This window comes from Pseudomonas sp. 11/12A, assembly GCF_000800055.1.
GTDB lineage: Bacteria > Pseudomonadota > Gammaproteobacteria > Pseudomonadales > Pseudomonadaceae > Aquipseudomonas > Aquipseudomonas mohnii.
Genome location: NZ_JUGV01000001.1, coordinates 4,771,341 through 4,793,917, shown reverse-complemented (window position 1 = coordinate 4,793,917; position 22,577 = coordinate 4,771,341). Strand labels below are relative to the sequence as shown.

Annotated in this window: 20 protein-coding genes, 4 tRNA genes and 1 rRNA gene; all 25 read left to right on the top strand. The window is 55.3% G+C overall.

The annotated features are described in order from the left end of the window. Positions 1-124: 124 nt before the first annotated feature. Positions 125-240 (top strand): 5S ribosomal RNA (gene rrf, locus GQ39_RS22140). Positions 241-377: 137 nt separating this feature from the next. Further along, positions 378-1,337: a bifunctional biotin--[acetyl-CoA-carboxylase] ligase/biotin operon repressor BirA gene (birA, locus tag GQ39_RS22135; RefSeq protein WP_047534060.1), complete on the top strand. Its 960-nt coding sequence runs from the start codon at positions 378-380 to the stop codon at positions 1,335-1,337. Continuing rightward, entirely contained in the window at positions 1,327-2,076 is a 750-nt protein-coding gene (locus tag GQ39_RS22130; protein WP_047534058.1) for a pantothenate kinase, read from the top strand. The genes birA and GQ39_RS22130 overlap by 11 nt, the downstream gene beginning before the upstream one ends. A gap of 7 nt (positions 2,077-2,083) precedes the next feature. Further along, complete coding sequence (locus GQ39_RS22125; RefSeq protein ID WP_047534055.1) at positions 2,084-2,524, top strand: hypothetical protein; 441 nt, start codon at positions 2,084-2,086, stop codon at positions 2,522-2,524. Between the two features lie 143 nt (positions 2,525-2,667). Next, a tRNA-Tyr gene (locus GQ39_RS22120) sits at positions 2,668-2,752 on the top strand. A gap of 24 nt (positions 2,753-2,776) precedes the next feature. Next, a tRNA-Gly gene (locus tag GQ39_RS22115) sits at positions 2,777-2,850 on the top strand. Positions 2,851-2,876: 26 nt separating this feature from the next. Beyond that, positions 2,877-2,952, top strand: a tRNA-Thr gene (locus tag GQ39_RS22110). A 173-nt stretch (positions 2,953-3,125) separates the two neighbouring features. Beyond that, a tRNA-Trp gene (locus GQ39_RS22105) sits at positions 3,126-3,201 on the top strand. A 45-nt stretch (positions 3,202-3,246) separates the two neighbouring features. Further along, complete coding sequence (gene secE, locus GQ39_RS22100; RefSeq protein ID WP_047534052.1) at positions 3,247-3,615, top strand: preprotein translocase subunit SecE; 369 nt, start codon at positions 3,247-3,249, stop codon at positions 3,613-3,615. Between the two features lie 9 nt (positions 3,616-3,624). After that, positions 3,625-4,158 carry a transcription termination/antitermination protein NusG gene (gene nusG / locus GQ39_RS22095; RefSeq protein WP_007933727.1) on the top strand — a complete coding sequence of 178 codons (534 nt, stop codon included), beginning with the start codon at positions 3,625-3,627 and terminating at the stop codon, positions 4,156-4,158. Between the two features lie 117 nt (positions 4,159-4,275). After that, positions 4,276-4,707 carry a 50S ribosomal protein L11 gene (rplK, locus tag GQ39_RS22090; RefSeq protein ID WP_007933726.1) on the top strand — a complete coding sequence of 144 codons (432 nt, stop codon included), beginning with the start codon at positions 4,276-4,278 and terminating at the stop codon, positions 4,705-4,707. Beyond that, complete coding sequence (gene rplA / locus GQ39_RS22085; RefSeq protein WP_003186095.1) at positions 4,707-5,402, top strand: 50S ribosomal protein L1; 696 nt, start codon at positions 4,707-4,709, stop codon at positions 5,400-5,402. The genes rplK and rplA overlap by 1 nt, the downstream gene beginning before the upstream one ends. 198 nt (positions 5,403-5,600) lie before the next feature. After that, positions 5,601-6,101 carry a 50S ribosomal protein L10 gene (gene rplJ, locus GQ39_RS22080; RefSeq protein WP_007933724.1) on the top strand — a complete coding sequence of 167 codons (501 nt, stop codon included), beginning with the start codon at positions 5,601-5,603 and terminating at the stop codon, positions 6,099-6,101. 80 nt (positions 6,102-6,181) lie between these two features. Next, positions 6,182-6,547 (top strand): 50S ribosomal protein L7/L12, encoded by a 366-nt coding sequence (rplL, locus tag GQ39_RS22075; protein WP_007933723.1) that lies wholly within the window; start codon positions 6,182-6,184, stop codon positions 6,545-6,547. A gap of 220 nt (positions 6,548-6,767) precedes the next feature. After that, entirely contained in the window at positions 6,768-10,841 is a 4,074-nt protein-coding gene (gene rpoB / locus GQ39_RS22070; RefSeq protein WP_047534046.1) for a DNA-directed RNA polymerase subunit beta, read from the top strand. 64 nt (positions 10,842-10,905) lie between these two features. Continuing rightward, a complete protein-coding gene (gene rpoC, locus GQ39_RS22065) occupies positions 10,906-15,105 on the top strand; it encodes a DNA-directed RNA polymerase subunit beta' (protein WP_047534044.1) in 4,200 nt (1,399 codons plus the stop codon). A gap of 216 nt (positions 15,106-15,321) precedes the next feature. Continuing rightward, a complete protein-coding gene (gene rpsL, locus GQ39_RS22060; RefSeq protein ID WP_002555494.1) occupies positions 15,322-15,693 on the top strand; it encodes a 30S ribosomal protein S12 in 372 nt (123 codons plus the stop codon). A gap of 117 nt (positions 15,694-15,810) precedes the next feature. Continuing rightward, positions 15,811-16,281: a 30S ribosomal protein S7 gene (rpsG, locus tag GQ39_RS22055; RefSeq protein WP_002555493.1), complete on the top strand. Its 471-nt coding sequence runs from the start codon at positions 15,811-15,813 to the stop codon at positions 16,279-16,281. 30 nt (positions 16,282-16,311) lie between these two features. Next, positions 16,312-18,417 (top strand): elongation factor G, encoded by a 2,106-nt coding sequence (gene fusA / locus GQ39_RS22050; RefSeq protein ID WP_008065706.1) that lies wholly within the window; start codon positions 16,312-16,314, stop codon positions 18,415-18,417. Between the two features lie 30 nt (positions 18,418-18,447). Continuing rightward, entirely contained in the window at positions 18,448-19,641 is a 1,194-nt protein-coding gene (gene tuf, locus GQ39_RS22045) for an elongation factor Tu (protein ID WP_047534034.1), read from the top strand. Positions 19,642-19,798: 157 nt separating this feature from the next. Beyond that, a complete protein-coding gene (rpsJ, locus tag GQ39_RS22040; RefSeq protein WP_003186070.1) occupies positions 19,799-20,110 on the top strand; it encodes a 30S ribosomal protein S10 in 312 nt (103 codons plus the stop codon). A gap of 80 nt (positions 20,111-20,190) precedes the next feature. After that, the gene (gene rplC, locus GQ39_RS22035; RefSeq protein ID WP_003186059.1) at positions 20,191-20,826 is read left to right on the top strand and encodes a 50S ribosomal protein L3; all 636 of its coding nucleotides are present in this window, start codon (positions 20,191-20,193) and stop codon (positions 20,824-20,826) included. A gap of 12 nt (positions 20,827-20,838) precedes the next feature. Then, positions 20,839-21,441, top strand: coding sequence for a 50S ribosomal protein L4 (gene rplD, locus GQ39_RS22030; protein ID WP_007924200.1), 603 nt, complete (start codon positions 20,839-20,841; stop codon positions 21,439-21,441). Next, positions 21,438-21,737 carry a 50S ribosomal protein L23 gene (gene rplW / locus GQ39_RS22025; RefSeq protein WP_002555488.1) on the top strand — a complete coding sequence of 100 codons (300 nt, stop codon included), beginning with the start codon at positions 21,438-21,440 and terminating at the stop codon, positions 21,735-21,737. Before rplD ends, rplW begins: the two co-directional genes overlap by 4 nt. Before the next feature lie 14 nt (positions 21,738-21,751). Beyond that, positions 21,752-22,576, top strand: a complete 825-nt coding sequence (gene rplB / locus GQ39_RS22020; protein ID WP_003186055.1) for a 50S ribosomal protein L2 — start codon at positions 21,752-21,754, stop codon at positions 22,574-22,576. Position 22,577 lies beyond the last annotated feature (1 nt).

Sequence of the window (22,577 nt, the reverse complement as noted above, 5' to 3'; positions counted from 1 at the left end):
AGATTGCGGTGTGTGAAGACGCCATGAACCGAAAGTTCGCAACCATTCACAAAAGCCGCACAAACTATCGCATACCCAATTTGCTGAAGCGAGGCCAACTGGCCACGACTCAGTACCCGAATTTCTTGACGACCATAGAGCATTGGAACCACCTGATCCCATCCCGAACTCAGCAGTGAAACGATGCATCGCCGATGGTAGTGTGGGGTTTCCCCATGTGAGAGTAGGTCATCGTCAAGATTAAATTCCAAAACCCCTATCTGCGTATGCAGGTAGGGGTTTTGTTTTTGTCCGCAGGAAAATCTGACTCTCCGGGTTTCTATGCAACTGCTCGGGGCGTGGCTATCATGCGGGCCTCATTGTGAGGCGAGACTTGCATGCTGACGTTGTTAAAGCTTCTTAAAGATGGCCGATTCCATTCGGGTGAAGCGCTAGGTGCTGCCTTGGGCATCAGTCGCAGTGCTGTCTGGAAGCAGCTCCAGCACCTGGAGGCTGAGCTGGGTTTGTCCATTCATAAGGTCCGAGGGCGAGGTTATCAGTTGGCCGCGCCATTGACGCTGCTTGATCCACAGGAAATTGGCCGGCTTGCGTCTTCCTGTAATTGGCCGGTTTTGGCTTTTGACTCGATTGACTCCACCAATGCCGAGGCGCTACGCGCCATAGATCAAGGCCAGGCGTCTCCCTTTATCGTACTCGCCGAGCGTCAGACGGCGGGTCGTGGAAGGCGCGGAAGGCGATGGGCGAGTCCATTTGCAGAGAATATCTATTACAGCCTGGTGCTACGTATTGAAGGTGGGATGCGTCAGCTGGAAGGTTTGAGCCTTGTTGTGGGGCTCGCTGTCATGCATACGCTGCGAGAGCTTGGCATTTCGGCGGCTGGATTGAAGTGGCCCAACGATGTTCTTGTGGGTCAGAAGAAGATTGCCGGAATTCTGCTTGAGCTGGTGGGGGATCCCGCCGATGTCTGCCATGTGGTGCTGGGTGTTGGGATCAATGTAAACATGCAGGTAACTGAGGAGGTCGATCAGCAGTGGACTTCCATGCGGCTTCAGTCCGGCAAGGTGTTCGATCGCAATCTTCTTGTCGCCGAGCTTGGATTGATGCTTCAGAAGTATCTGTCGCGTCACCAGGCGGGCGGATTTTCAGCTATTCAGGCTGAGTGGGAGCAAAATCATCTGTGGCAGGGGCGAGCGGTGTCGTTGATAGCTGGTGTAACCCATATAGACGGTGAAGTGCTGGGGATCGATAGCCAAGGCGCCTTGCGCTTGAAGGTGGATGGCGTGGAAAAAGTTTTCAGTGGTGGCGAGCTGAGTCTGAGGTTGCGCGATGATTCTTGAGCTCGATTGCGGAAATAGTTTCATCAAGTGGCGCGTGCTTGAGGCGAATGCGCGGTCAGTGGTGGGTGAGGGCGTTGTCGATTCGGATCTGGCGCTGCTTGACGACTTGAAAACACTGAAAGGCCTTGCTCTGAAGTTTTGTCGGCTGGTGAGTGTCAGGACCGCGGATGAAACCAGTGAGTTGACTGCTTTGTTGAAGGCATCCTTCAATGTCTCGGCGGTCTGCGCGGTTCCCGCGCGGGAAATGTCCGGGGTGCGCAATGGTTATGAGGATTTCGATCGGCTCGGGCTGGATCGCTGGCTCGCAATGCTGGGCGGTTTTCATCTGGCTGCAGGCGCGTGCCTTGTCCTTGATTTCGGTACTGCTGTGACAGCTGACTTCGTTGCCAGGGATGGAGGGCACTTGGGTGGATTCATCTGTCCAGGTATGCCATTGATGCGTAATCAGCTTCGCACACATACCCGCAAAATTCGTTACGGTGATCGCGCGGCCGAGCGCGCGTTGGAGAGTCTGATTCCGGGTCGTACGACGGTCGAAGCTGTCGAGCGGGGGTGTCTGTTGATGCTTCAAGGGTTTGTGCTTACTCAGCTGGAACTGGCGCGCAGTTACTGGGGTAAAGAATTCGTAGTGTTCCTGACGGGGGGCGATGCTGCCTTGGTTTCAGGCATCGTGCCGGAGGCGAGGGTGGTTCCGGACCTGGTATTCGTTGGCTTGGCTATGGCGTGTCCTTTGTCCTGAGGTCCTTATGCGTTGGTTGTTTCTGCTTCTGCTGGTTCTCAACGTCTTCTATTACATCTGGCATCAGCAAGAGGCTCCTCTGCGTGCGAAAGATGTGACGCCTTTAAGTTTGTATCGGGGGGGGCAGCAGGATATTCGCCTGTTGAGTGAAACGCCTGATTCGACCAAGGAAAAAGAAAAGGCTGCTCAAGTAGATGCTGGCTGCCTCTATATAGGCGGATTTTCGCGGCAGGATGTCGCTCAGGGGCTTGAGCGCCGATTGAGCGGCATGGAGGTGAAATATCAGTCGTTGCCGAAGGGGAGCGCCGAATCAGCCGGTTACTGGGTGCGTGTGGCCCCCGAGAGCAGGCGTTGGCTCGACGATTTGCAGTTGCTAAACCTTTCTAGAGAATTCAATGAGTTAAAACATAAAATAATGCCTTGCGAGGGGGTTGCGCCCATCGAATAGTTTGCATAGAATGGCGCCCGCTCCACAGCGAAGACCTAAAGCGGTCAGCGATGTGAAGCAAGGTCAACGCAGCTAACCTCAGGTTTTTAATGAGAAAAATGCTTGACAGAAGGCTGGCATGATGTAGAATGCCGGCTCGCTTAGGAGGGGTTCCCGAGCGGCCAAAGGGATCAGACTGTAAATCTGACGTCTACGACTTCGAAGGTTCGAATCCTTCCCCCTCCACCATTTTTAGCGAGAGCTGCAAGCCTCGCGGGTATAGTTTAGTGGTAGAACCTCAGCCTTCCAAGCTGATGATGCGGGTTCGATTCCCGCTACCCGCTCCAAGTTTGCAGGTTTTGCACGGTGTTTCGCTCTTGTAGCTCAGTTGGTAGAGCACACCCTTGGTAAGGGTGAGGTCAGCGGTTCAAATCCGCTCAAGAGCTCCATATAACAAGGCAGATATGAAAATATCTGCCTTTGTTTTAATGGCTAGAGGTTGTTTGTCATTGTTTGCAAGGGTGGTTTTGGCCTCCTGGTGCGGGCGAGCGATCTGGGTCATTGAGTAAGTTGTTGTAAAGTCTTTTTCAGGCCGGCATAATGGTCGGCCTGATTTTGTTTTAGGTCAGTAGCTCAATTGGCAGAGCGACGGTCTCCAAAACCGTAGGTTGGGGGTTCGATTCCCTCCTGACCTGCCAGATTCACCAGGTGTGTCTGGCTTTCTTTTCACAGGATCTTCATAGATGACTCCTAAAGCTGAAGCTCAAGGTTCTCGCTTCGATCTGCTCAAGTGGCTAGTGGTAGTCGCTTTGGTGGTTATTGGCGTTGTTGGCAATCAGTATTTCTCTGCTTCGCCGATCCTGTACCGTGTGCTCGCTTTGCTTGTGATTGCTGCTGTAGCTGCCTTTGTAGGCTTGCAGACGGTCAAGGGCAAGTCTTTCTTTGTTCTTGTCAAGGAAGCGCGCACCGAGATTCGTAAAGTCGTTTGGCCAACTCGCCAAGAAACCACGCAGACCACGTTGATTGTTGTGGCTGTTGTTCTGGTTATGGCGTTGCTGTTGTGGGGGCTTGATTCCCTGCTCGGCTGGCTTGTTTCCTTGATTGTCGGCTAAGGGTGTCCCGTGGCTAAGCGTTGGTATGTTGTGCATGCTTACTCCGGTTACGAGAAGCATGTCATGCGCTCGTTGATTGAGCGCGTAAAGCTGGCTGGCATGGAAGATGGCTTCGGCGAGATTCTGGTTCCCACTGAAGAAGTGGTTGAAATGCGTAATGGCCAGAAGCGTAAAAGCGAGCGTAAATTCTTCCCTGGTTACGTGCTGGTCCAGATGGACATGAATGAGGGTACTTGGCACTTGGTCAAGGATACTCCTCGAGTTATGGGTTTCATTGGCGGTACCGCTGATAAGCCGGCTCCAATCACTGATAAGGAAGCAGAAGCAATTCTGCGCCGCGTCGCTGATGGTAGCGACAAGCCGAAGCCGAAGACGCTGTTCGAGCCTGGTGAGTCGGTGCGCGTCAATGACGGTCCTTTTGCCGATTTTACCGGCACTGTTGAAGAAGTTAACTACGAAAAGAGTCGCATCCAGGTGGCTGTACTCATTTTCGGTCGCTCTACTCCGGTAGAGTTGGAGTTCAGTCAGGTCGAAAAGGTCTAACTGAGCAAGCATCCCAACCCCGCAGCCTTAGGCTGTGGGGTTTTGTCGTCACTGGGATAAACGCGCAAGTAACCGGGGAGCCTTTCGAGGCGTTTGAACCCGTAATTGGAGTGCCTCATGGCCAAGAAGATTACCGCTTACATCAAGCTGCAAGTGAAGGCCGCTCAGGCTAACCCAAGCCCACCTGTTGGTCCTGCTCTGGGTCAGCACGGCGTGAACATCATGGAATTCTGCAAGGCTTTCAACGCCCGTACTCAGGGTCTTGAGCCAGGTCTGCCGACTCCAGTGATCATCACTGTCTACAGCGACCGTAGCTTCACGTTCGAAACCAAATCCACCCCTGCTTCGGTTCTGCTGAAGAAGGCGGCCGGTCTGACCAGCGGTTCCGCTCGTCCGAACACCGTTAAGGTTGGCACCGTTACCCGTGCTCAGCTGGAAGAAATCGCGAAAACCAAAAACGCGGATCTGACTGCAGCTGATATGGAAGCAGCCGTGCGTACTATCGCCGGTTCTGCTCGTAGCATGGGCCTTAACGTGGAGGGTGTGTAATGGCTAAGCTGACCAAGCGTCAAAAGGCTATCGCCGGCAAAATCGAAGCAGGCAAGGCCTACAACTTTGTAGACGCCGCTGCACTGCTGGCCGAGCTGTCGACTGTCAAGTTCAGCGAGTCGTTCGACGTTGCTGTAAACCTGGGCGTTGACCCACGTAAATCCGACCAGGTCGTTCGTAGCGCTACTGTGCTGCCACACGGCACTGGCAAGACCGTTCGCGTTGCCGTGTTCACCCAGGGTCCAGCTGCTGAAGCCGCTCTGGCTGCCGGCGCTGACCGCGTAGGTATGGACGATCTGGCTGCCGAAATGAAAGGCGGCGACCTGAACTACGACGTAGTGATCGCATCCCCGGATGCCATGCGCGTAGTGGGTCAGCTGGGTCAGATCCTCGGTCCACGTGGTCTGATGCCTAACCCTAAAGTCGGCACCGTAACTCCAGACGTAGCTACCGCGGTTAAAAACGCCAAGGCTGGTCAGGTTCGTTATCGCACCGACAAAAACGGCATCATCCACACTTCCGTTGGCAAGATTGGCTTCGACGCCGTCAAGCTGAAGGAAAACGTTGAAGCCCTGATCGCTGATCTGAAGCGTATCAAGCCGGCTTCCTCGAAAGGTATTTACGTCAAGCGCGTTACCCTGAGCACCACTATGGGCCCAGGTCTGGTCATCGACCAGAGCTCGCTGGACGCGTAAGACGCGGATTGACGCAAGCGATTGCGTCAATTGAAAAATTGGGGTCCCTGCCTGGCGGGGGCTGTCCAAGACCGTAGGCGACGCAAGTCTTAAACCTCAAGCCTACGCAGATGGTGCTCCCGGTTCCTTACCGAATCAGACACCAAAACGACATCTGGTTTCGACTGGATGAAACGGTAACAAGCAGGAGTTAAACCCGTGGCAATTAAACTCGAAGACAAGAAGGCCATCGTCGCTGAAGTCAACGAGGCTGCCAAAGTCGCTCTGTCCGCTGTCGTGGCTGATGCCCGTGGCGTAACAGTAGGCGCGATGACCGGACTCCGTAAAGAGGCTCGTGAAGCTGGCGTTTACGTACGTGTTGTACGTAACACCCTGCTCAAGCGCGCTGTTGCTGACACTGAATACAGTGTTCTCAACGACGTGTTCACCGGCCCTACCTTGATTGCATTCTCGAAAGAGCATCCGGGCGCTGCTGCCCGTATCTTCAAAGAGTTCGCAAAAGGTCAGGATAAGTTCGAGATCAAGGCAGCTGCGTTCGAGGGCAAGTTCCTCGCAGCTAACCAAATCGACGTGCTGGCAACTCTGCCGACCCGTGACGAAGCAATTTCTCAGCTGATGAGCGTGATTCAAGGCGCAACCAGCAAATTGGCTCGTACTCTGGCGGCACTTCGCGACCAGAAAGAAGCTGCTGCAGCCTAAGGCTGAGCGACTCCTTTCAGCGTTTATTGTTTATTTCGATGGCCGCGTAGGCCGTCACCCCAATACAGGAATTAATAGTCATGTCTCTGACTAACGAGCAAATCATCGAAGCAATCGGCGAAAAATCCGTAATGGAAATCGTTGAGCTGATCAAGGCAATGGAAGAGAAGTTCGGCGTTTCCGCTGCTGCTGCTTCCGCTGGCCCAGCTGTTGCTGCTGCCGTTGTTGAAGAACAAACTGAATTCAACGTCATGCTGACCGAAGCTGGCGAGAAGAAAGTTAACGTGATCAAGGCTGTACGTGAACTGACCGGTCTGGGCCTGAAAGAAGCCAAGGCTGTAGTTGACGGCGCTCCTGCCATGGTTCTGGAAGCTGTTGCCAAAGACGCAGCTGACAAAGCCAAAGCAGCTCTGGAAGAAGCAGGCGCTAAAGTCGAGCTGAAGTAAGCATCGACTTTGCGTTTCCAGCCCGAGCGTTAAGCGACAGGCTGATGGCTGGTGGCTCTTGCCACCGGCCTTTTTCCGTTATTGGCAGCCGGCTCGGTCGGCGCTGATAGCGAGCTGTAACCACCCGATGCGGTGGCGCAAACCATGGGGTTTGCACGATTTTCTGGCTGCTCCCGTCGGGAGGGGCCAAACAAGCAGGTGACCAAGCTGGGGAACGCTGATGGCTTACTCATATACTGAGAAAAAACGTATCCGCAAGGACTTTAGCAAGTTGCCGGACGTCATGGATGTGCCGTACCTCCTGGCCATCCAGCTGGATTCGTATCGTGAATTCTTGCAAGCGGGAGCGACTAAAGATCAGTTCCGCGACGTGGGCCTGCATGCGGCCTTCAAATCCGTTTTCCCGATCATCAGCTACTCCGGCAATGCTGCGCTGGAGTACGTCGGTTATCGCCTGGGCGAACCGGCATTTGATGTCAAAGAATGCGTATTGCGCGGTGTAACTTACGCCGTACCTTTGCGGGTAAAAGTGCGCCTGATCATTTTCGACAAAGAGTCGTCGAACAAAGCGATCAAGGACATCAAAGAGCAAGAAGTCTACATGGGTGAAATCCCCCTGATGACTGAGAACGGTACCTTCGTAATCAACGGTACTGAGCGTGTAATCGTTTCCCAGCTGCACCGTTCCCCGGGCGTGTTCTTCGACCACGACCGTGGCAAGACGCACAGCTCCGGTAAACTGCTGTACTCCGCGCGCATCATTCCTTACCGCGGTTCGTGGCTGGACTTCGAGTTCGACCCGAAAGACTGCGTATTCGTGCGTATCGACCGTCGTCGCAAGCTGCCTGCATCGGTACTGCTGCGCGCGCTCGGCTATACCACCGAAGAAGTGCTGGACGCGTTCTACACCACCAACGTATTCCACGTGAAAGGCGAGAGCCTGAGCCTGGAGCTGGTGCCTCAGCGCCTGCGTGGTGAAATTGCGGTCCTGGATATCCTGGATGACAAAGGCAAGGTTATTGTCGAGCAAGGTCGTCGTATCACCGCTCGTCACATCAACCAGCTGGAAAAAGCAGCGATCAAAGAGCTGGAAGTGCCTCTGGACTACGTCCTGGGTCGCACCACCGCCAAGGTCATCGTGCATCCAGCAACTGGCGAAATCCTGGCAGAGTGCAACACCGAGCTGAACACCGAGATCCTGGCGAAAATCGCCAAGGCCGGCGTTGTACGCATCGAAACTCTGTACACCAACGATATCGACTGCGGTCCGTTCGTCTCCGACACGCTGAAGATCGACTCCACCAGCAACCAACTGGAAGCGCTGGTCGAGATCTATCGCATGATGCGCCCTGGCGAGCCGCCGACCAAGGACGCTGCCGAAACCCTGTTCAACAACCTGTTCTTCAGCCCTGAGCGCTATGACCTGTCTGCGGTCGGCCGGATGAAGTTCAACCGTCGTATCGGTCGTACCGAAATCGAAGGTTCGGGCGTGTTGTGCAAGGAAGACATCGTTGCGGTACTGAAGACTCTGGTCGACATCCGTAACGGTAAAGGCATCGTCGATGACATCGACCACCTGGGTAACCGTCGTGTTCGCTGCGTAGGCGAAATGGCCGAGAACCAGTTCCGCGTTGGCCTTGTGCGTGTTGAGCGTGCGGTCAAAGAGCGTCTGTCGATGGCTGAAAGCGAAGGCCTGATGCCGCAAGACCTGATCAACGCCAAGCCGGTAGCGGCAGCGGTGAAAGAGTTCTTCGGTTCGAGCCAGCTGTCCCAGTTCATGGACCAGAACAACCCGCTGTCCGAGATCACCCACAAGCGCCGTGTTTCTGCACTCGGCCCTGGCGGTCTGACTCGTGAGCGTGCCGGCTTCGAAGTTCGTGACGTACACCCGACGCACTACGGTCGTGTTTGCCCGATCGAAACGCCGGAAGGTCCGAACATTGGTCTGATCAACTCCCTGGCTGCCTATGCGCGCACCAACCAGTACGGCTTCCTCGAGAGCCCGTACCGCGTGGTGAAAGACGCTCTGGTCACCGACGAGATCGTGTTCCTGTCCGCCATCGAAGAAGCTGATCACGTGATCGCTCAGGCTTCGGCCACGATGAACGACAAGAAAGTCCTGATCGACGAGCTGGTAGCTGTTCGTCACCTGAACGAGTTCACCGTCAAGGCGCCTGAAGACGTCACCTTGATGGACGTATCGCCGAAGCAGGTAGTTTCGGTTGCAGCGTCGCTGATCCCGTTCCTCGAGCACGACGACGCCAACCGTGCGTTGATGGGTTCGAACATGCAGCGTCAAGCTGTACCAACCCTGCGTGCTGACAAGCCGCTGGTCGGTACCGGTATGGAGCGTAACGTAGCCCGTGACTCCGGCGTTTGCGTCGTGGCTCGTCGTGGTGGCGTGATCGATTCCGTCGATGCCAGCCGTATCGTGGTTCGTGTTGCCGATGACGAAGTTGAAACCGGTGAAGCCGGTGTCGACATCTACAACCTGACCAAATACACCCGCTCCAACCAGAACACCTGCATCAACCAGCGTCCGCTGGTGCGTAAAGGTGATCGGGTTCAGCGTAGCGACATCATGGCCGATGGTCCGTCCACCGATATGGGTGAATTGGCACTGGGTCAGAACATGCGCATCGCGTTCATGGCATGGAACGGCTTCAACTTCGAAGACTCCATCTGCCTGTCCGAGCGTGTTGTTCAGGAAGACCGTTTCACCACGATCCACATCCAGGAACTGACCTGTGTGGCCCGTGACACCAAGCTTGGCCCAGAGGAAATCACTGCGGACATCCCGAACGTGGGTGAAGCTGCACTGAACAAGCTGGACGAAGCCGGTATCGTTTACGTAGGTGCTGAAGTAGGCGCAGGCGACATCCTGGTTGGTAAAGTCACTCCGAAAGGCGAGACCCAGCTGACTCCGGAAGAGAAGCTCTTGCGTGCGATCTTCGGTGAAAAAGCCAGCGACGTTAAAGACACCTCCCTGCGTGTACCTACCGGTACCAAGGGTACTGTCATCGACGTACAGGTCTTCACCCGCGACGGCGTTGAGCGTGATGCTCGTGCCCTGTCGATCGAGAAGTCCCAGCTGGACGAGATCCGCAAGGACCTCAACGAAGAGTTCCGTATCGTCGAAGGCGCTACTTTCGAACGTCTGCGTTCCGCTCTGGTCGGCCACAAAGCCGAAGGCGGCGCCGGTCTGAAGAAAGGCCAGGACATCACCGACGAAGTACTCGACGGTCTTGAGCACGGCCAGTGGTTCAAACTGCGCATGGCTGAAGATGCTCTGAACGAGCAGCTCGAGAAGGCTCAGGCCTACATCGTTGATCGTCGTCGTCTGCTGGATGACAAGTTCGAAGACAAGAAGCGCAAACTGCAGCAAGGCGATGACCTAGCTCCAGGCGTGCTGAAGATCGTCAAGGTTTACCTGGCAATCCGTCGTCGCATCCAACCGGGCGACAAGATGGCCGGTCGTCACGGTAACAAGGGTGTGGTCTCCGTGATCATGCCGGTTGAAGACATGCCGCACGATGCCAATGGCACCCCGGTCGACGTCGTCCTCAACCCGTTGGGCGTACCTTCGCGTATGAACGTTGGTCAGATCCTTGAAACCCACCTGGGCCTCGCGGCCAAAGGTCTGGGCGAGAAGATCAACCGCATGATTGAAGAGCAGCGTAAAGTTGCCGAGCTGCGTAAATTCCTGCACGAGATCTACAACGAGATCGGCGGTCGTCAGGAAAGCCTCGATGACTTCTCGGACCAGGAAATTCTGGATCTGGCTCAAAACCTGCGCGGCGGTGTACCGATGGCCACTCCGGTGTTCGACGGTGCCAAGGAAAGCGAAATCAAGGCCATGCTGAAACTGGCAGACCTGCCAGAAAGCGGCCAGATGCAGCTGACCGATGGCCGTACCGGCAACAAGTTCGAGCGCCCGGTTACCGTTGGCTACATGTACATGCTGAAGCTGAACCACTTGGTAGACGACAAGATGCACGCTCGTTCTACCGGTTCGTACAGCCTGGTTACCCAGCAACCGTTGGGTGGTAAGGCGCAGTTCGGTGGTCAGCGTTTCGGGGAGATGGAGGTCTGGGCACTGGAAGCATACGGTGCTGCATACACTCTGCAAGAAATGCTCACAGTGAAGTCGGACGATGTGAACGGCCGGACCAAGATGTACAAAAACATCGTGGACGGCGATCACCGTATGGAGCCGGGCATGCCCGAGTCCTTCAACGTGTTGATCAAGGAAATTCGTTCCCTCGGCATCGATATCGATCTGGAAACCGAATAACACGTGACGCGAATCGAGAGCGGGGCTGGATTGCCCGCTCTCTGCTCCGCCAGGAGGAAAGGCCTTGAAAGACCTACTGAATTTGCTGAAAAACCAGGGTCAAGTCGAAGAGTTCGACGCCATCCGTATCGGATTGGCATCACCTGAGATGATCCGTTCGTGGTCGTTCGGTGAAGTTAAAAAGCCGGAAACCATCAACTACCGTACGTTCAAACCTGAGCGTGACGGCCTGTTCTGCGCCAAAATCTTTGGCCCGGTAAAGGATTACGAGTGCCTGTGCGGTAAGTACAAGCGCTTGAAGCACCGCGGTGTGATCTGCGAGAAGTGCGGCGTTGAAGTCGCGCTGGCAAAAGTTCGTCGTGAGCGCATGGCGCACATCGAACTGGCTTCTCCGGTCGCCCACATCTGGTTCCTGAAGTCGCTGCCGTCCCGTATCGGCTTGCTGATGGACATGACCCTGCGTGATATCGAGCGCGTTCTCTACTTCGAGAGCTACGTCGTTATCGATCCAGGCATGACCACCCTTGAAAAAGGTCAGCTGCTCAACGACGAGCAGTACTTCGAAGCGCTGGAAGAGTTCGGCGACGATTTCGATGCCCGCATGGGTGCCGAGGCTGTCCGTGAACTGCTGCACGCTATCGACCTGGAGCACGAGATTGGTCGCCTGCGTGAAGAGATTCCGCAAACCAACTCCGAAACCAAGATCAAGAAGCTGTCCAAGCGTCTGAAGTTGATGGAAGCCTTCCAGGGTTCCGGCAACCTGCCAGAGTGGATGGTGCTGACCGTTCTGCCGGTTCTGCCGCCAGATCTGCGTCCACTGGTCCCGCTGGATGGCGGTCGTTTCGCGACTTCCGACCTCAACGATCTGTATCGTCGGGTGATCAACCGTAACAACCGTTTGAAGCGCCTGCTGGATCTGTCCGCTCCGGACATCATCGTGCGCAACGAAAAGCGTATGTTGCAGGAAGCCGTCGACGCATTGCTCGACAACGGTCGTCGTGGCCGCGCGATTACTGGTTCCAACAAGCGTCCTCTGAAATCCCTGGCTGACATGATCAAGGGTAAGCAGGGTCGTTTCCGTCAGAACTTGCTCGGTAAGCGTGTTGACTACTCGGGTCGTTCGGTAATTACCGTAGGTCCGACCCTGCGTCTGCACCAGTGCGGTCTGCCGAAGAAGATGGCTCTCGAGCTGTTCAAGCCGTTCATTTTCGGCAAGCTGGAAATGCGTGGTCTCGCGACCACCATCAAAGCTGCCAAGAAGATGGTCGAGCGCGAGCTGCCAGAGGTTTGGGACGTTCTCGCTGAAGTGATTCGCGAACACCCAGTGCTTCTCAACCGTGCACCGACCCTTCACCGTCTGGGTATCCAGGCGTTTGAACCGGTACTGATCGAAGGTAAGGCTATCCAGCTGCACCCTCTGGTCTGCGCTGCGTACAACGCCGACTTCGACGGCGACCAAATGGCCGTGCACGTACCGCTGACACTGGAAGCCCAGTTGGAAGCGCGTGCGTTGATGATGTCGACCAACAACATTCTGTCGCCAGCCAACGGTGAGCCAATCATCGTTCCGTCGCAGGACGTTGTATTGGGTCTGTACTACATGACTCGTGAAGCGATCAACGCCAAGGGCGAAGGTCGTGTGTTCGCGGATCTGCAGGAAGTTGACCGTGTGTTCCGTGCCGGCGAAGCCGCTCTGCACGCCAAGGTCAAAGTGCGGATCAACGAAACCGTCAACGACCGTGATGGCGGCAGCGTGACCAACACCCGTATCGTCGACACCACTGTCGGCCGTGCGCTGTTGTTCCAGGTTGTGCCAAAAGGTCTGTCGTACGACGTCGTCAACCTGCCGATGAAGAAAAAGGCGATCTCCAAGCTGATCAACCAGTGCTACCGCGTGGTTGGTCTGAAAGAGACCGTGATTTTCGCTGACCAGTTGATGTACACCGGTTTTGCCTATTCGACCATTTCCGGCGTTTCCATCGGTGTTAACGACTTCGTTATCCCGGATGAAAAAGCCCGCATCATCGGTGCAGCCACCGACGAAGTGAAAGAGATCGAAAGTCAGTACGCCTCCGGCCTGGTAACCCAGGGCGAGAAGTACAACAAAGTGATCGACCTCTGGTCCAAGGCGAACGACGAAGTTTCCAAGGCGATGATGGCCAACCTCTCGAAAGAGAAAGTCATCGACCGTCATGGTGTCGAAGTCGACCAGGAATCCTTCAACTCGATGTACATGATGGCCGACTCGGGCGCACGGGGTTCTGCTGCGCAGATCCGTCAGCTCGCCGGTATGCGTGGCCTGATGGCCAAGCCGGACGGCTCCATCATCGAAACGCCGATTACTGCGAACTTCCGTGAAGGTTTGAGCGTACTCCAGTACTTCATCTCCACTCACGGTGCTCGTAAGGGTCTTGCGGATACCGCGTTGAAAACAGCTAACTCTGGTTATCTGACTCGTCGTCTGGTAGACGTAGCACAAGATCTGGTTGTAACCGAGATCGATTGCGGTACCGAACACGGCCTGGTAATGACTCCGCACATTGAAGGCGGTGACGTTGTAGAGCCGTTGGGTGAACGCGTATTGGGTCGTGTTATCGCCCGTGACGTATTCAAGCCGGGTACCGAGGACGTCATCGTTCCTGCCGGCACTCTGGTAGACGAGAAGTGGGTCGAGTTCATCGAGCTGAACAGCATCGACGAAGTGATCGTGCGTTCGCCGATCAGCTGCGAAACCCGCTATGGCATTTGCGCCAAGTGCTACGGCCGTGACCTGGCTCGTGGTCACCAGGTGAACATCGGTGAAGCGGTCGGCGTTATCGCTGCCCAGTCCATCGGTGAGCCGGGTACCCAGCTGACGATGCGTACGTTCCACATCGGTGGTGCGGCAAGCCGGACCTCCGCAGCCGACAGCGTTCAGGTGAAGAATGGCGGTACCGTCCGTCTGCACAACCTGAAACACGTTGAGCGAGTGGATGGCCACCTGGTTGCCGTGTCCCGTTCTGGCGAGCTGGCTATCGCTGATGACTTCGGTCGTGAGCGCGAGCGTTACAAGCTGCCGTACGGTGCCGTGATTTCGGTTAAAGAAGGTGACAAGGTCGACGCTGGCGCAATCGTGGCCAAGTGGGATCCGCACACTCACCCAATCGTCACCGAGATGAAAGGTACCGTGACCTACGTGGGCATGGAAGAAGGCATCACGATCAAGCGTCAGACTGACGAATTGACCGGTATGACCAACATTGAAGTGCTCGACGCCAAAGACCGTCCAGCTGCCGGTAAGGACATCCGTCCCGCCGTGAAGATGGTCGACGACAACGGCAAGGATCTGTTGCTGCCAGGTACTGACGTTATTGCTCAGTACTTCCTGCCAGCCAACGCCCTGGTCGGTGTGGCGGATGGTGCGAAGATTGCGATCGGTGATGTTATCGCTCGTATTCCGCAAGAAACTTCGAAAACCCGTGACATCACCGGTGGTCTGCCGCGTGTTGCCGACTTGTTCGAAGCTCGTCGTCCGAAAGAAGCGTCGATTCTGGCTGAAGTCAGCGGCACCATCGCGTTCGGTAAAGAGACCAAAGGCAAGCGCCGTCTGGTTATCACCCCGAACGACGGTAGCGATCCGTATGAAGAGCTGATTCCGAAGTGGCGTCACCTGAACGTCTTCGAAGGCGAACAAGTGAACCGCGGCGAAGTTATCTCCGACGGCCCGAGCGATCCACACGACATCCTGCGTCTGTTGGGTGTAAGTGCGCTCGCCAAGTACATCGTTAACGAGATCCAGGACGTTTACCGTCTGCAAGGCGTGAAGATCAACGACAAGCACATCGAGACCATCCTGCGTCAGATGCTGCGTAAAGTTGAGATCGCTGAATCCGGCGATTCCAGTTTCATCAAGGGCGACCAGATGGAACTGACTCACGTACTGGTAGAGAACGAGCGCCTGAGCGCGGAAGACAAGTTTGTCTCCAAGTTCACTCGCGTTCTGCTGGGTATCACCAAGGCGTCGTTGTCCACCGAATCGTTCATCTCGGCGGCTTCCTTCCAGGAAACCACTCGCGTACTGACCGAAGCGGCGGTAACCGGCAAGCGCGATTACCTGCGCGGCCTGAAAGAAAACGTGGTCGTGGGTCGTCTGATCCCGGCTGGTACCGGTCTGGCTTATCACAGCGAGCGCAAGCGTCGCCGTGATGCAGACAAACCGTTGCGCGTGAGCGCCAGTGAAGTGGAAGCTGCACTGACCGAAGCGCTGAACTCGAGCGGTAACTGAGTTCTGCGGTAAATGAGCGTAAGGCCCTGGTCACTCCGTTCATCGAATCAAGACAATTTGTCGAGGTTGGATGAGTGGGGAGGTCGGGGCCTTGCCTTGACTGGGGGCAAGATCCTCTTTAGACTCTTGTACCCCTAAATTTGGCGGGAACTCGTTCCTGCCATTTTGCTTTTCTTGCAAGACAATAGCGTCGCAAGACAACAGTGGAGCTAGTAGATGGCAACTATCAACCAGCTGGTACGTCAGCCGCGTAAGCGTATCGTCGAGAAATCCGACGTGCCTGCGCTGCAGAACTGCCCGCAACGTCGTGGCGTGTGCACCCGTGTGTACACCACTACGCCGAAAAAACCTAACTCGGCACTGCGTAAAGTATGCCGTGTGCGTCTGACCAACGGTTTCGAGGTTTCCTCGTACATCGGCGGTGAAGGCCACAACCTGCAAGAGCACAGCGTGGTACTGATCCGCGGCGGTCGTGTAAAAGACTTGCCAGGTGTTCGTTACCACACCGTACGCGGTTCTTTGGATACTTCCGGCGTTAAGGGTCGTAACCAGGGTCGTTCGAAGTACGGTACCAAGAAGCCTAAGTAGTAGCGGCTTTTTGTAAACTGAATCATCTATTTTTCTGAGTCGATAAGAGTAAGGTCGGAGGCGTCCCGCAAGGGCACCGATTCCGAGCGAACCTGAAGACCGTTTGAGGGCTTATCCATGCCAAGAAGACGCGTAGCAGCCAAGCGCGAAGTGCTTGACGATCCAAAATACGGAAGCCAGATCCTGGCCAAGTTCATGAACCACGTGATGGAAAGCGGCAAGAAAGCCGTTGCCGAGCGTATCGTTTATGGCGCGCTGGAAAAGGTTAAAGAACGCAAGAACAGCGACCCCCTGGAAATCTTCGAGAAAGCTCTCGACGCCATCGCTCCGCTGGTCGAAGTAAAGTCGCGCCGTGTAGGCGGTGCTACTTACCAGGTTCCGGTTGAAGTTCGTCCGTCCCGTCGTAACGCTCTGGCAATGCGCTGGTTGGTAGACTTCGCCCGTAAGCGCGGCGAGAAGTCTATGGCTCTGCGTTTGGCTGGCGAACTGTTGGACGCCGCCGAAGGTAAAGGTGCTGCAGTTAAGAAGCGTGAAGACGTGCACCGTATGGCTGAAGCTAACAAAGCTTTCTCGCACTACCGCTTCTAATTTTAGCGTCACTAATTTTGCGAGGGCTTTATGGCTCGTACTACACCGATTAATCGCTACCGTAACATTGGTATCGTTGCTCACGTGGATGCTGGTAAAACCACCACCACCGAGCGCGTCCTTTTTTACACTGGCAAAAGTCACAAGATGGGCGAGGTGCATGACGGCGCCGCGACCACAGACTGGATGGTTCAGGAGCAGGAGCGTGGTATTACCATTACTTCTGCTGCTATTACCGCCTTCTGGCAGGGTTCTGCTAAGCAGCACAAAGACCAATACCGCTTCAACGTCATTGACACCCCGGGTCACGTAGACTTCACCATTGAAGTTGAACGTTCCCTGCGTGTACTCGACGGCGCGGTCGTTGTGTTCTGCGGTACTTCCGGCGTTGAGCCTCAGTCCGAAACCGTATGGCGTCAAGCCAACAAGTACGGTGTTCCACGTATCGTTTACGTGAACAAGATGGACCGTGCCGGTGCGAACTTCCTGCGCGTGATCGCTCAGATCAAGCAGCGTCTGGGTCACACTCCGGTGCCGATCCAGTTGGCTATCGGTTCTGAAGACAACTTCCAGGGTCAGATCGATCTGATGACCATGGAAGCGGTTTACTGGAACGATGCTGACAAGGGCATGACTCCACGTCGCGAAGCTATCCCTGCTGAACTGCAGGAGCTGGCTGAAGAGTGGCGTAGCAACATGGTTGAGGCTGCGGCCGAAGCCAGCGAAGAGCTGATGAACAAGTACCTCGAGGGCGAAGAGCTCACCATCGAGGAAATCAAGGCCGCTCTGCGTCAGCGTACTATCGCTGGCGAAATCGTCCTGGCTGTTTGCGGTTCTTCCTTCAAGAACAAGGGTGTTCCCCTGGTTCTCGACGCCGTTATCGACTACCTGCCGGCTCCAACCGACATTCCTGCCATCAAGGGTACTGACCCGGATGACGAGGAAAAGCAAATGGAGCGTCATGCAGACGACAACGAGCCGTTCTCGGCTCTGGCGTTCAAGATCGCTACCGACCCATTCGTGGGTACCTTGACCTTCGTCCGCGTTTACTCGGGCGTGTTGGCCTCCGGCGACGGCGTGATCAACTCGGTTAAAGGCAAGAAAGAGCGCGTGGGTCGTATGGTGCAAATGCACGCAAACGCCCGTGAAGAGATCAAGGAAGTACGCGCTGGCGACATCGCGGCCCTGATCGGCATGAAGGACGTCACCACCGGTGAAACCCTCTGCAACGCTGACAAGCCAATCATCCTGGTTCGTATGGACTTCCCGGAGCCGGTTATTTCGGTTGCCGTTGAGCCTAAGACCAAGGATGACCAGGAAAAAATGGGTATCGCTCTGGGCAAACTTGCTCAGGAAGACCCGTCTTTCCGCGTCAAAACTGATGAAGAGACTGGTCAAACGATCATCTCTGGCATGGGCGAGCTGCACCTGGACATCCTGGTTGACCGGATGCGCCGTGAGTTCAACGTCGAAGCCAACATCGGTAAGCCTCAGGTTTCCTATCGTGAGCGCATCACGAAGAGCTGTGAAATCGAAGGCAAGTTCGTTCGTCAGTCCGGCGGTCGTGGCCAGTTCGGTCATTGCTGGATCCGTTTTGCACCTGCTGACGAAGGTCAGGAAGGTCTGCAATTCCTGAACGAAGTAGTGGGTGGTGTGGTTCCTAAGGAATACATCCCGGCTATCCAGAAGGGTATCGAAGAGCAGATGAAGAACGGTGTTGTTGCCGGCTATCCGCTGATCGGCCTGAAGGCTACCGTGTTTGATGGTTCTTACCACGACGTCGACTCGAACGAGATGGCGTTTAAGGTGGCTGCTTCCATGGCGACCAAGCAACTGGCCCAGAAGGGCGGTGGTGAGTTGCTCGAGCCGATCATGGCGGTAGAGGTTGTTACGCCTGAAGACTATATGGGTGACGTGATGGGCGACCTTAACCGTCGTCGCGGCATGATTCTGGGTATGGAAGATACGGTTTCCGGTAAGGTTATCCGTGCTGAAGTTCCGTTGGGCGAGATGTTCGGTTATGCGACCGACGTTCGTTCGATGTCCCAGGGTCGCGCAAGCTACTCTATGGAATTCAAAAAATACAATACGGCTCCGTCGCACATCGTCGAAACCGTTACCAAAAAACAAGGCTGATTCAGTCCTTTAGGCAAGGAGTTAATTGTCGTGGCTAAAGAAAAATTTGATCGTTCCCTACCGCACGTCAACGTTGGCACTATCGGTCACGTTGACCACGGTAAAACCACTCTGACCGCTGCTCTGACTCGCGTCTGCTCCGAAGTTTTCGGTTCGGCTCGTGTTGACTTCGACAAGATCGACAGCGCACCAGAAGAGAAAGCTCGCGGTATCACCATCAACACCGCGCACGTTGAGTACAACTCGAGCATTCGTCACTACGCTCACGTTGACTGCCCAGGTCACGCTGACTACGTGAAGAACATGATCACCGGTGCTGCCCAGATGGACGGCGCTATCCTGGTTTGCTCGGCCGCTGATGGTCCGATGCCACAAACCCGTGAGCACATCCTGCTGTCCCGTCAGGTAGGCGTTCCGTACATCGTGGTTTTCCTGAACAAGGCTGACCTGGTAGACGACGCAGAGCTGCTGGAACTGGTTGAGATGGAAGTGCGCGATCTGCTGAGCACTTACGACTTCCCAGGTGACGACACTCCAATCATCATCGGTTCCGCGCGTATGGCGCTGGAAGGTAACGATGAAAACGAGATGGGCACCACTGCTGTCAAGAAGCTGGTTGAAACTCTGGACAGCTACATCCCAGAGCCAGAGCGTGCTATCGACAAGCCATTCCTGATGCCAATCGAAGACGTATTCTCGATCTCGGGTCGTGGTACTGTTGTGACTGGTCGTATCGAGCGCGGTATCGTTCGCGTTCAAGATGCACTGGAAATCGTTGGTCTGCGTGACACCACCACCACCACCTGCACCGGTGTTGAAATGTTCCGCAAGCTGCTCGACGAAGGTCGTGCTGGCGAGAACTGCGGCGTTCTGCTGCGTGGTACCAAGCGTGACGACGTTGAGCGTGGCCAGGTTCTGGTTAAGCCAGGTTCGGTTAAGCCGCACACCAAGTTCACCGCAGAAGTTTACGTTCTGAGCAAGGAAGAAGGCGGTCGTCACACTCCGTTCTTCAAAGGCTACCGTCCACAGTTCTACTTCCGTACTACTGACGTGACCGGTAACTGCGAACTGCCAGAAGGCGTTGAAATGGTAATGCCAGGCGATAACATTCAAATGACTGTTACCCTGATCAAAACCATCGCAATGGAAGACGGTCTGCGCTTCGCTATCCGTGAAGGCGGCCGTACCGTTGGTGCTGGCGTTGTAGCTAAAATCATCGAGTAAGCTCTTTTTGAGTTAGCTTTGATGCTTTGAAAAGGCCCCCGCTCAGCGGGGGCTTTTTTTATTGGGTTGACACCTATCGGGGGCGTCTATAGAATTGCGCCTCCTTTTAACGGGCGTATTGCGCCCGGTGGGAATAGCAGCCGGAGTCTGAAATCCAATGCAAAATCAGCAAATCCGTATCAGGTTGAAGGCTTTCGACCATCGCCTGATCGACCAATCCACCCAGGAAATCGTGGAAACCGCGAAACGTACTGGTGCTCAAGTGCGTGGTCCAATTCCACTGCCTACCCGTAAAGAGCGGTTCACCGTTCTGGTCTCCCCGCACGTCAACAAAGACGCGCGTGACCAGTACGAGATCCGTACTCATAAGCGCGTTCTGGACATCGTCCAGCCAACGGATAAAACCGTTGATGCACTTATGAAGCTTGATCTTGCGGCCGGTGTGGAAGTGCAGATCAGCCTCGGCTAAGACTCGGTCTTAGTCGTGTAACGCTCTGAAATGGGCGGCCATAGCGGGTGAAAGCCCCGTACACTCATGAGGTTTACAACATGACTATTGGTGTAGTCGGTCGTAAATGCGGTATGACCCGTATTTTCACCGAAGAAGGTGTCTCCATTCCGGTCACGGTCATTGAGATCGAACCGAATCGCGTCACCCAGTTCAAAACTGAAGAGACCGATGGCTATCGTGCAGTGCAAGTCACTGTCGGCGAGCGTCGTGCTTCGCGTGTAACAGCAGCTCAGGCTGGCCACTTCGCTAAAGCGAACGTTGCCGCTGGTCGTACCGTAATGGAATTCCGTCTTGAAGAAGGCGAGTACCAGGCCGGCGATCTGATCAACGCTGAAATCTTCGCCGCTGGTCAACTGGTTGATGTAACCGGTCAGTCCAAGGGTAAAGGCTTCCAGGGTACGATCAAGCGTTGGAACTTCCGCGGGCAAGATAACACCCACGGTAACTCCGTATCCCACCGCGTTCCAGGCTCTATCGGCCAGTGCCAGACTCCTGGTCGTGTATTCAAGGGCAAAAAAATGTCCGGTCATATGGGCGCTGAGCGCGTGACCGTGCAGTCCCTCGAAGTAGTGCGCGTGGACGCTGAACGCAATCTGTTGTTGGTCAAGGGCGCTGTTCCTGGCGCTACTGGCGGCAACTTGGTTGTACGTCCAGCAGCCAAGGCTCGCGGTTAAGGGGAAGCTGACATGCAATTAAATGTAAATGACGCTCAAGCGATCGAAGTTTCCGAACTGACATTTGGCGGCGAATTCAACGAGACGCTGGTTCACCAAGCAGTCGTGGCCTACATGGCTGGCGGCCGTCAAGGTAGCAAGCAGCAAAAGACCCGTTCCGACGTTTCTGGTGGCGGTAAGCGCCCATGGCGTCAGAAAGGTACTGGCCGTGCTCGTGCCGGTACTATCCGTAGCCCAATCTGGCGTGGCGGCGGTACCACTTTCGCAGCTCGTCCTCAGGATCACTCCCAGAAGCTGAACAAGAAGATGTATCGCGCAGCAATGCGTTCCATCCTTGCTGAGCTGGTGCGTACTGATCGTCTGGTCGTGGTTCAGGATTTCGCTGTTGAAACGCCGAAAACCAAAGACCTGCTGGGCAAGCTGAACAACATGAGCCTGACCGATGTTTTGATCGTGTCGGACGCTGTTGATCAGAACCTGTACCTGGCTGCTCGTAACCTGCCACACGTAGATGTACGTGACGTGCAAGGTTCCGATCCAGTTAGTCTGATCGCATACGACAAGGTGTTGATCACCGTGTCGGCCGTGAAGAAATTCGAGGAGCTGCTGGGATGAACCAGGAACGCGTATTTAAAGTTCTGCTTGGCCCGCACGTTTCCGAGAAGGCTACGGTTCTGGCAGACAAGAAAGGCCAGTTCGTTTTCAAGGTTGCTACTGATGCAACCAAGCTGGAAATCAAGAAGGCCGTCGAAAGCCTGTTCAGCGTGAAAGTAGAGCGTGTTACTACCCTGAATGTTCTGGGTAAGAGCAAGCGCACTGCTCGCGGTCTGGGCAAGCGTAATGACTGGAAGAAGGCAGTTATCTCCCTTCAGCCAGGCCAAGATCTCGATTTCAGCAGCAGTGCTGAGTAAGGAAGGGGTGCATCATGGCAATCGTTAAATGCAAACCGACTTCCCCTGGCCGCCGTTTTGTGGTCAAGGTGGTCAACCAGGAGCTGCATAAAGGCGCTCCTCACGCACCGCTGCTCGAGAAGAAGTCGAAGTCTGGTGGTCGTAACAACAATGGCCGTATTACCACTCGTCACATCGGTGGTGGTCATAAGCAGCATTATCGTCTGGTCGACTTCCGTCGCAACGACAAAGATGGCATCGCTGCCACTGTCGAGCGTATCGAATACGATCCAAACCGTACTGCTCACATCGCTCTGCTGCTGTACGCAGATGGCGAGCGTCGCTACATCATCGCCCCTAAGGGCGTGAGCGCTGGCGACCAGCTGATCGCAGGTGCTCTGGCACCGATCAAGCCGGGCAACGCTCTGCAACTGCGTAACATTCCAGTTGGTAGCACCGTACACGGCATCGAATTGAAACCAGGTAAAGGCGCACAGATCGCTCGTTCCGCTGGTGCTTCGGCTCAGCTGATCGCTCGTGAAGGTGTCTACGTGACCCTGCGTCTGCGTTCTGGTGAGATGCGTAAAGTGCTGGCTGAATGCCGCGCGACCCTGGGCGAAGTCTCGAACTCCGAGCACAGCCTGCGTTCGCTGGGTAAAGCTGGTGCCAAACGCTGGCGTGGCGTTCGCCCAACCGTTCGTGGTGTTGCCATGAACCCGGTTGACCACCCACATGGTGGTGGTGAAGGTCGTACCTCTGGTGGTCGTCATCCGGTATCGCCATGGGGCTTCCCGACTAAGGGCGCGAAGACTCGTGGTAATAAGCGTACCGACAAAATGATCGTCCGTCGTCGCAAGTAAA